Here is a 9,927-nt window from a genome sequence, read left to right as displayed (position 1 = left end):
TTACTTTGAGAAGTTAGCTGTCGCTGAAGATTAGTACTCCTAGCAGGGTATGGTCTTGTCAAAATGTCAAAAACAATTTATAATAAATAGATACCCTGAAAGGAAGAGAATCATGAACTTAGAAGAATTGAAAAAACGACAGGAGAAGATTCGTAACTTCTCTATTATCGCCCATATTGACCATGGGAAATCAACTCTTGCAGACCGCATTTTGGAAAAGACAGAGACAGTATCCAGTCGTGAAATGCAAGCTCAACTTTTGGACAGCATGGATCTAGAACGGGAACGTGGGATTACCATTAAGTTGAATGCCATCGAGCTGAATTACACGGCAAAAGATGGAGAAACTTATATTTTTCACTTAATTGACACACCAGGACACGTAGACTTCACCTATGAAGTTTCCCGTTCGCTAGCTGCCTGTGAGGGAGCGATATTGGTGGTTGATGCCGCTCAAGGGATTGAGGCTCAAACCCTTGCCAACGTTTATCTAGCTTTGGACAATGATTTGGAAATCATGCCAGTCATTAACAAAATTGACCTGCCAGCTGCAGATCCAGAGCGCGTGCGTACAGAGATTGAAGATGTGATTGGTTTGGATGCCAGTGAAGCAGTTTTGGCTTCTGCCAAGGCTGGTATTGGGATTGAAGAAATCCTTGAGCAAATCGTAGAAAAAGTACCGGCGCCAACGGGTGATGTGACGGCGCCACTTAAGGCCTTGATTTTCGACTCTGTTTACGATGCCTACCGTGGGGTTATCCTCCAAGTGCGTGTCATGGATGGGGTTGTCAAACCTGGCGATAAGATTCAGCTTATGAGCAATGGTAAGACCTTTGATGTGACCGAAGTTGGTATTTTTACACCCAAAGCAGTTGGTCGTGATTTCCTTGCGACTGGGGACGTTGGTTATATTGCGGCTTCTATCAAGACGGTTCAGGACACTCGTGTGGGTGATACCGTTACCTTGGCAACCAATCCTGCAGCAGAGCCATTACATGGCTACAAGCAGATGAATCCTATGGTCTTTGCGGGTCTCTATCCAATCGAATCAAACAAGTACAATGACCTTCGTGAAGCCCTTGAAAAATTGCAACTGAATGATGCTAGTCTTCAGTTTGAACCAGAAACATCTCAGGCACTTGGATTTGGTTTCCGTTGTGGTTTCCTTGGACTTCTCCATATGGATGTTATCCAAGAGCGTTTGGAACGTGAGTTCAACATCGACCTCATCATGACAGCTCCGTCTGTTATCTATAAGGTTAATTTGACCGACGGTGAGTCTATGGATGTGTCAAACCCATCTGAGTTTCCAGACCCAACTAAGATTGCGACCATTGAAGAGCCTTATGTTAAGGCGCAAATTATGGTACCACAGGAGTTTGTCGGGGCAGTGATGGAGTTGGCACAGCGCAAGCGTGGGGACTTTGTGACGATGGATTATATCGATGATAACCGTGTTAATGTCATCTATCAAATTCCACTTGCTGAAATCGTCTTCGACTTCTTTGATAAACTCAAGTCTTCGACACGTGGTTATGCAAGTTTTGACTACGAATTATCAGAATATCGCCCTTCTAAGCTGGTCAAAATGGATATCCTTCTCAATGGAGACAAGGTGGATGCCCTCAGCTTTATCGTTCACAAGGACTTTGCCTACGAACGTGGAAAACTCATCGTTGATAAACTCAAGAAAATCATCCCTCGCCAACAATTTGAGGTTCCAATCCAAGCGGCTATTGGACACAAGATTGTCGCTCGTACTGATATTAAGGCCCTTCGTAAGAACGTACTTGCTAAATGTTATGGTGGTGACGTTTCTCGTAAGCGTAAACTCCTTGAAAAACAAAAAGCTGGTAAGAAACGTATGAAAGCTATCGGATCAGTAGAAGTTCCGCAAGAAGCCTTCCTCAGCGTCTTGAGTATGGATGAAGAATAAGTTATCAGAATTGTTTTTCTTGTTAATAGGAAATTTGTATAAGAATCAATAGTAAAGCAGGCTTAGATGGTCTGCTTTTTTAGTTTTTATACTCTTCGAAACTCTCTTCAAACCACGTCAGCGTCGCTTTGCCGTAGATATGATCACTGACTTCGTCAGTTTCATCTACAACCTTAAAACCATGTTTTGAGCAACCTGCGGCTAGCTTCCTAGTTTGCTCTTTGATTTTCATTGAGTATTAGAACAGAAAAAATACTTGGAGTATTTGTTTGTGTGTTTATTTTTATATAACAAACTATAAACACAACAAAAATATAAAAAAAGAGACAAAAATCAACAGAAAACTATTGACAACGATTTCATATAGTGTTATACTTATGGCATAAAGTTAATGGAAAGAAGGGAAAACCTTATGGGATTAGATCATTTCTTTGACAAAAACCTTGTGTTTTGCTTAGAAGCGGATAATCAAGAACATCTCTTTGATCAGGTTGCAACTTTATTGGAAGAACGAGAAATCGTAACTCCGACCTATCGTGAAGCCTTGATCACGCGTGAAAAGTCATTTCCAACTGGCTTAGATATGGAATTTTTAGGTAAGGATTTGCCGAATGTAGCTATTCCTCACACAGATATTGTTCATAATCTGGCTGAAAAAGTTGTGGTCGTTCGATTAGAGAAACCGGTGACTTTCCACAATATGATTGCGCCGGATAAGGAAGTAGAAGTATCTTTACTCTTCTTTATCATTAATAACTCAAGTTCAAGTCAAACGAATATTCTTGCTCAGTTGATGGACTTCTTCACAGGAAATGGTCATCTTGAAGACCTATCAAAAATTTCTGAACCAGAAGCCCTCTATGCTTATATCGCTGAAGCAATCGCTTAATCTTGTCTATTAAAAATATTAAATCGGAGGAGATCCATATGATTAAAATTCTTGCTGCCTGCGGTGCAGGTGTTAACTCAAGCCACCAAATTAAAAGTGCTCTTGAAGAAGAACTTTCAAACCGTGGTTACGATGTGCACTGTGATGCAGTTATGGTCAAAGACGTTAACGAAGACCTTATCAAAGGTTATGACATCTTCACACCAATTGCTGCGACAGACCTTGGTTTTGACCCAGGTATTCCAGTTATCGAAGCTGGACCAATCTTATTCCGTATCCCAGCTATGAGTGCTCCAGTATTTGACAATATTGAAGCAGCTATTAAAGAACACGGGTTAAGCTAATTTTAATTTGTTAACATTCATATAACTATAAAAAGGGAGGAACAGTTATGGATGCAATCTTTGGTCTAATCAAAGACTTTTTCACACCTATCTTAGATATGGGTGGTCCTGTCATCATGTTGATCATTTTGACAGTATTGGCACTACTTTTTGGAGTGAAATTCTCCAAAGCGCTTGAAGGTGGTATCAAACTTGCCATCGCCCTTACTGGTATCGGTGCTATCATCGGTATGCTAAACACTGCTTTCTCAGCGTCGCTTGCAAAATTCGTTGAAAATACTGGTATTCAATTGAGTATTACCGACGTTGGTTGGGCACCACTTGCTACAATCACTTGGGGTTCTGCTTGGACACTTTACTTCTTGCTCATCATGTTGATTGTCAACATAGTGATGCTTGCTATGAAGAAAACAGATACACTTGACGTTGATATCTTTGATATCTGGCACTTGTCTATCACAGGTCTTTTGATTAAATGGTATGCTGACAACAATGGTGTGAGCCAAGGGGTTTCACTCTTGATTGCTACAGCAGCTATTGTACTTGTTGGGGTTCTTAAAATCATCAACTCTGATTTGATGAAACCTACATTTGATGACCTTCTTAATGCACCAAGTTCATCTCCAATGACTTCAACTCACATGAACTACATGATGAACCCAGTTATCATGGTTTTGGATAAGATTTTTGAAAAATTCTTCCCAGGTCTTGATAAATACGACTTTGACGCCGCAAAATTGAACAAGAAAATCGGTTTCTGGGGTTCTAAATTCTTTATCGGTTTCATCCTTGGTATCGTTATCGGTATTATGGGAACTCCACATCCAATTGCAGGTGTTGAAGATGCAGATAAATGGCGTCTAGTTATTAAAGGATGGTTGTCTCTTGGTTTGACTGCCGGTGTATCTTTGGAACTCTTCTCACTTATCGGTTCTTGGTTCATCGCAGCAGTAGAACCACTTTCACAAGGTATTACAAACGTTGCTACTAAACGTCTTCAAGGACGTAAATTCAACATCGGTCTTGACTGGCCATTCATCGCTGGTCGTGCTGAAATTTGGGCTTGTGCTAACGTACTTGCACCAATCATGTTGGTTGAAGCAGTACTTCTTTCAAAAGTCGGAAATGGTATCTTGCCACTTGCAGGTATCATTGCTATGGGTGTTACTCCAGCTCTCTTGGTTGTAACTCGTGGTAAATTGCTCCGTATGATCATCTTCGGAACACTCTTGTTGCCACTCTTCCTTCTTTCAGGTACACTTATTGCACCATTTGCAACAGAACTTGCTAAAGGTGTAGGTGCTTTCCCAGCAGGTGTGAGTGAAACTCAATTGATTACTCACTCAACTCTTGAAGGACCAATCGAAAAACTTCTTGGTTGGACAATTGGTAACACTACAACAGGTGATATCAAAGCAATCCTTGGTGCTGTAGTCTTCCTTGTATTCTATATCGGTATCTTTGCTTGGTACAGAAAACAAATGATCAAACGTAACGAAGAGTACGCAGCAAAAGCAAAATAATGCGCTCCTATAAAATGTAAGCTCAATGAAAATCAAAGAGCAAACTAGGAAGCTAGCCGCAGGCTGTACTAAAGTACGGCAAGGCGACGCTGACGAAGTTTGAATTGGATTTTCGCAGAGTGTAAATTGTTGAAACTAGGTTGTCATACCGTTTAGGAGTGACAGCCTAGTTTTTTATAAACTATCAAGAAATCGGAGAAAATAATGGTAATTGAATTAAAATCAGAACAATTAAGAGTTCAATTTAACAGTTTTGGTGGGGCTCTTTCTTCTATAAAAGATGCTGAGGGACTTGAGTATTTGTGGCAGGGGGATGCTACTTATTGGAGTGGACAAGCTCCTGTTCTTTTTCCCATTTGTGGTTCATTGAGAGAGGATATAGCACTTTATATAGATGATAATGGACAAGAAATCCAAGGAAAGATTCCTCGTCATGGTTTGGTTCGTAAGAAAGAATTTGAATTAGTTGAACAGACAGACAAGAGTGTAACTTTTGCAATTGAAGACGATGAGAATAGCTATCAAAACTATCCTTATCATTTCCGCCTAGAAATCACTTATAGCCTTACTGGCAAGACAGTACGGACTCAATACAAAATATTTAATAAAGAAACTAGCAAGGTCATGCCTTACTTTATTGGTGGACATCCAGGATTTAATTGTCCTCTACTGGATGATGAGGTCTATGAAGATTACTATTTAGAGTTTGAGAAAGAAGAGACTTGCTCTGTTCCACGCCCTTTCCCAGAAACGGGGATGCTTGACTTTCAAGATAGAAGTCCATGGTTAGAGAATCAAAAAGAATTAGACCTAAGCTATGATCTTTTCAGCACAGATGCAGTGACTTTGGATGAATTGCAATCTCGAACAATTGCCCTTCGTTCTCGTAAACATGATAAGGGATTGAAAGTGCACTTTGCAGAGTTTCCAAACATCATCATCTGGTCAACTTTGAACAAGGGACCTTTCATTGCCTTTGAACCATGGTCTGGCTTGTCAACATCCCTTGAAGAAGGAGATCATTTAGAAGATAAGAAGAATGTTCGTCTCTTAGAAGCCAATCAGGTTGAAGAATTAGGTTTTGAGATAGAAGTTTTATAAAAAAGTAAAAAATAAATAACAAAAACAAACACAAACTGTTGACTTTTTCAAACAATAGTAGTATATTATGTTTGTAAGGACTAATTGACTGTTTTTTAAAGACAGTCAATACACTGCTGGAATCCAGCATAGAAAAAATAAAAAGGAGTATACAATATGTCTATTGTTATCGGTGCAGATGCTGCAGGTTTGAGATTGAAAGAAGTTGTGAAAGACTTCTTGGAAAAAGAAAACTTCCACGTTGTGGATGTTACAGCTGAAGGTCAAGACTTTGTTGATGTGACTCTTGCTGTCGCTGCAGAAGTAAACAAAGAAGAACAAAACCTTGGTATCGTGATTGATGCTTATGGAGCTGGTCCATTTATGGTCGCAACTAAGATCAAAGGAATGGTTGCTGCAGAAGTATCTGACGAACGTTCAGCTTATATGACTCGTGGCCACAACAACTCACGTATGATCACTATGGGTGCACAACTTGTTGGTGATGAATTGGCTAAAAACATCGCTAAAGGATTTGTTAACGGTAAATACGATGGTGGACGTCACCAAATTCGGGTCGACATGTTGAACAAAATGTGCTAATTAGATTACAGTAAGAAAGGTAAGTTAAAAATGAGAATTGCAATTGGATGTGATCACATCGTAACAGATGAAAAAATGGCGGTTTCAGAATTTTTGAAATCAAAAGGATATGAAGTTATTGACTTTGGTACATATGACCATACACGTACTCACTACCCAATCTTTGGTAAAAAAGTAGGGGAAGCTGTAACTAGCGGTCAAGCTGATCTTGGGGTATGTATCTGTGGTACTGGTGTTGGTATCAACAACGCTGTAAATAAAGTTCCAGGTGTCCGTTCTGCCTTGGTTCGTGATATGACAACAGCCCTTTATGCTAAAGAACAATTGAACGCCAACGTTATCGGTTTTGGTGGTAAGATTACTGGTGAATTGCTTATGTGTGATATCATCGAAGCTTTCATTCATGCTGAATACAAACCATCTGAAGAAAACAAGAAATTGATTGCGAAAATTGAACACCTTGAAAGCCACAATGCTCAACAAACAGACGCAAACTTCTTCACTGAATTCCTTGAAAAATGGGATCGCGGAGAATACCACGACTAAGAGGTGACCTATGATTTTAACAGTCACAATGAACCCATCCATTGATATTTCCTATCCCTTGGATGAGTTAAAGATTGATACTGTCAATCGTGTGGTTGATGTAACCAAAACGGCTGGTGGTAAGGGACTCAATGTTACCCGAGTACTTTCAGAATTTGGGGATTCTGTTCTTGCTACTGGTTTAGTTGGTGGTAAACTTGGTGAGTTTTTGGTTGAACATATCGATGATCAAGTAAAGAAAGATTTCTTCTCAATTCAGGGGGAAACTCGGAACTGTATCGCTATTCTTCACGGAGACAACCAAACAGAAGTTCTTGAAAAAGGTCCTGAAGTATTGGAACAGGAAGGTCAAGACTTTTTGGAACATTTCAAAAATCTTCTGGAGTCTGTTGAAGTAGTAGCTATCTCAGGTAGTTTACCCGCTGGTCTTCCAGTTGATTACTATGCGAGCTTGGTAGAACTTGCTAATCAAGCTGGCAAGCCTGTTGTCTTGGACTGCTCTGGTGCAGCACTTCAGGCGGTTCTTGAATCACCACATAAACCAACAGTCATCAAACCAAATAATGAGGAATTGTCTCAACTTCTAGGAAGAGAAGTTTCTGAGGATTTGGATGAATTAAAAGAAGTCCTTCAAGAACCTTTGTTTGCAGGGATTGAATGGATTATCGTTTCACTTGGTGCCAACGGTGCCTTTGCCAAACATGGTGACACTTTCTACAAGGTAGATATTCCTAGAATTCAGGTAGTCAACCCTGTTGGATCTGGAGATTCTACTGTAGCAGGAATTTCTTCAGGACTTCTTCACAAAGAATCGGATGCAGAATTACTCATCAAGGCAAATGTCCTTGGTATGCTCAATGCTCAAGAAAAAATGACTGGTCATGTCAACATGGCCAACTATCAAGCTCTATATGATCAATTAATAGTAAAAGAGGTATAAAATGGCTTTAACAGAACAAAAACGTGCACGCTTAGAAAAACTTTCTGATGAAAATGGTATCATCTCAGCTCTTGCATTTGACCAACGTGGTGCTTTGAAACGCCTCATGGCTCAACACCAAACAGAAGAACCAACTGTAGCTCAAATGGAAGAACTGAAAGTTTTGGTAGCAGATGAATTGACTAAATACGCTTCATCAATGCTTCTTGACCCTGAGTATGGACTTCCAGCAACTAAAGCTCTTGATGAAAAAGCTGGTCTTCTCCTTGCTTATGAAAAAACAGGTTATGACACAACAAGCACAAAACGCTTGCCAGACTGCTTGGATGTTTGGTCTGCAAAACGTATTAAAGAAGAAGGTGCAGATGCAGTTAAATTCTTGCTTTACTATGACGTAGATAGCTCAGACGAACTCAACCAAGAAAAACAGGCTTACATCGAACGTATCGGTTCTGAATGTGTGGCTGAAGATATCCCATTCTTCCTTGAAATCCTTGCTTACGATGAAAAAATTGCTGACGCTGGTTCTGTAGAATATGCTAAAGTAAAACCACACAAAGTTATTGGTGCTATGAAAGTCTTCTCAGACCCACGCTTTAACATTGATGTCTTGAAAGTAGAAGTTCCTGTTAACATTAAATATGTTGAAGGCTTTGCTGAAGGTGAAGTAGTTTATACACGTGAAGAAGCAGCAGCCTTCTTCAAAGCACAAGATGAAGCAACTAACTTGCCATACATCTACTTGAGTGCTGGTGTATCAGCTAAACTCTTCCAAGATACTCTTGTATTTGCTCATGAATCAGGTGCAAACTTTAACGGTGTTCTTTGTGGCCGTGCTACATGGGCTGGATCAGTTGAAGCATACATCAAAGATGGTGAAGCAGCAGCTCGCGAATGGCTTCGCACAACTGGTTTTGAAAACATTGACGAACTCAATAAAGTTCTTCAAATAACAGCGACTTCATGGAAAGAACGCGTGTAAGCAAGTCCTCCTAGGTTAGGAACATGAATCTAAAAAAATTAAAAAAAGTTGTATGTAAAGGTTTACAAAATAACTTACTTGTGCTATACTTAAATCACAAGTTAATACAAGGTGAGTGTTACTAAGTAATATTAGGCATGATCACAGGTGAATTAGAAATCGGCTGATTTTCTAGTTCATTTGTGGTCATTTTTTATACTCATATACCTTTAAAATATAAAAGGAGGTTGACATGTATCGAATTCTAAATCCAATGAATCACAATGTCTCGCTTGTCAGAAATGATAAAGGAGAAGAAGTGATTGTGATTGGTAAGGGGATTGCATTTGGAAAGAAGAAGGGAGATTTGATTGCTGAACATCAGGTTGAGAAAATCTTTCGGATGAAGACCGAAGAGTCCAGAGAAAACTTTATGACTCTCCTCAAAGATGTTCCGCTTGATTTTATCACAGTGACCTATGAAATCATTGATAAGCTATCAAAGAAATATCATTATCCGATTCAAGAGTATCTCTACGTAACCTTGACAGATCATATTTACTGTTCTTACCAAGCTCTAGCACAAGGAAGGTACAAGGATAGCAATCTGCCAGATATTTCTGCCAAGTATCCTGTCGCTTTTCAAATCGCAAATGAAGCCTTTGAAATTTACCGTCAGAAGCTAGCAGATCATTTTCCTGAGGACGAAATTATTCGGATTGCTTATCATTTCATTAATGCCGAAGGTGAAAATGAAGTGGAACTTGTGGAGTCGATTGATAAGAGGAAAGAAATTCTGAGGAATGTTGAAGAAGTTCTAACGGACTATTCAATTCAACGAACTAAAGAGAATAACCATTTCTATGATCGTTTTATGATTCATTTGAATTATTTCTTGGATTATTTAGACAGATCTAGAGATGATAACCAATCACTTCTGGATATGGAAGATCATATTAAACAATCCTATCCAAAAGCCTTCGAGATTGGTTCCAAGATCTATGATGTGATTACGCAACATACGGGTCTTGATTTGTATAAAAGTGAACGAGTTTATCTAGTTCTACATATCCAACGTTTATTGTCATAAAAATTTATTTAAAAC

10 protein-coding genes are annotated in these 9,927 nt (G+C 39.4%); all 10 read left to right on the top strand.

From position 1 onward, the window contains the following. Nucleotides 1–112 precede the first annotated feature (112 nt). Nucleotides 113–1,936 (top strand): translation elongation factor 4, encoded by a 1,824-nt coding sequence (gene lepA, locus HT696_RS01865; RefSeq protein WP_001047207.1) that lies wholly within the window; start codon nucleotides 113–115, stop codon nucleotides 1,934–1,936. A 412-nt stretch (nucleotides 1,937–2,348) separates the two neighbouring features. Further along, the gene (locus HT696_RS01860) at nucleotides 2,349–2,825 is read left to right on the top strand and encodes a PTS sugar transporter subunit IIA (RefSeq protein ID WP_000521974.1); all 477 of its coding nucleotides are present in this window, start codon (nucleotides 2,349–2,351) and stop codon (nucleotides 2,823–2,825) included. Between the two features lie 38 nt (nucleotides 2,826–2,863). After that, a complete protein-coding gene (locus HT696_RS01855; RefSeq protein WP_000590549.1) occupies nucleotides 2,864–3,169 on the top strand; it encodes a PTS sugar transporter subunit IIB in 306 nt (101 codons plus the stop codon). Nucleotides 3,170–3,216: 47 nt separating this feature from the next. Continuing rightward, a complete protein-coding gene (locus HT696_RS01850; protein WP_173283219.1) occupies nucleotides 3,217–4,692 on the top strand; it encodes a PTS galactitol transporter subunit IIC in 1,476 nt (491 codons plus the stop codon). A 204-nt stretch (nucleotides 4,693–4,896) separates the two neighbouring features. Further along, nucleotides 4,897–5,793 carry an aldose 1-epimerase family protein gene (locus tag HT696_RS01845; RefSeq protein ID WP_173283217.1) on the top strand — a complete coding sequence of 299 codons (897 nt, stop codon included), beginning with the start codon at nucleotides 4,897–4,899 and terminating at the stop codon, nucleotides 5,791–5,793. A gap of 156 nt (nucleotides 5,794–5,949) precedes the next feature. Continuing rightward, nucleotides 5,950–6,375, top strand: coding sequence for a galactose-6-phosphate isomerase subunit LacA (lacA, locus tag HT696_RS01840; RefSeq protein WP_000029277.1), 426 nt, complete (start codon nucleotides 5,950–5,952; stop codon nucleotides 6,373–6,375). 30 nt (nucleotides 6,376–6,405) lie between these two features. After that, nucleotides 6,406–6,921 carry a galactose-6-phosphate isomerase subunit LacB gene (lacB, locus tag HT696_RS01835; protein WP_001216910.1) on the top strand — a complete coding sequence of 172 codons (516 nt, stop codon included), beginning with the start codon at nucleotides 6,406–6,408 and terminating at the stop codon, nucleotides 6,919–6,921. A gap of 10 nt (nucleotides 6,922–6,931) precedes the next feature. Then, nucleotides 6,932–7,861 carry a tagatose-6-phosphate kinase gene (locus HT696_RS01830; protein ID WP_173228830.1) on the top strand — a complete coding sequence of 310 codons (930 nt, stop codon included), beginning with the start codon at nucleotides 6,932–6,934 and terminating at the stop codon, nucleotides 7,859–7,861. Between the two features lies 1 nt (nucleotide 7,862). Beyond that, nucleotides 7,863–8,843, top strand: coding sequence for a tagatose-bisphosphate aldolase (lacD, locus tag HT696_RS01825; RefSeq protein ID WP_172929036.1), 981 nt, complete (start codon nucleotides 7,863–7,865; stop codon nucleotides 8,841–8,843). Between the two features lie 232 nt (nucleotides 8,844–9,075). Beyond that, nucleotides 9,076–9,912: a transcription antiterminator gene (locus HT696_RS01820; protein WP_173283215.1), complete on the top strand. Its 837-nt coding sequence runs from the start codon at nucleotides 9,076–9,078 to the stop codon at nucleotides 9,910–9,912. Nucleotides 9,913–9,927 lie beyond the last annotated feature (15 nt).

It is taken from the genome of Streptococcus sp. 9903, assembly GCF_013276625.1.
Taxonomy (GTDB): Bacteria; Bacillota; Bacilli; order Lactobacillales; family Streptococcaceae; genus Streptococcus.
The sequence above is the reverse complement of the archived record's forward strand: the minus strand, read 5'-3'. Positions and strand labels throughout refer to the sequence as shown.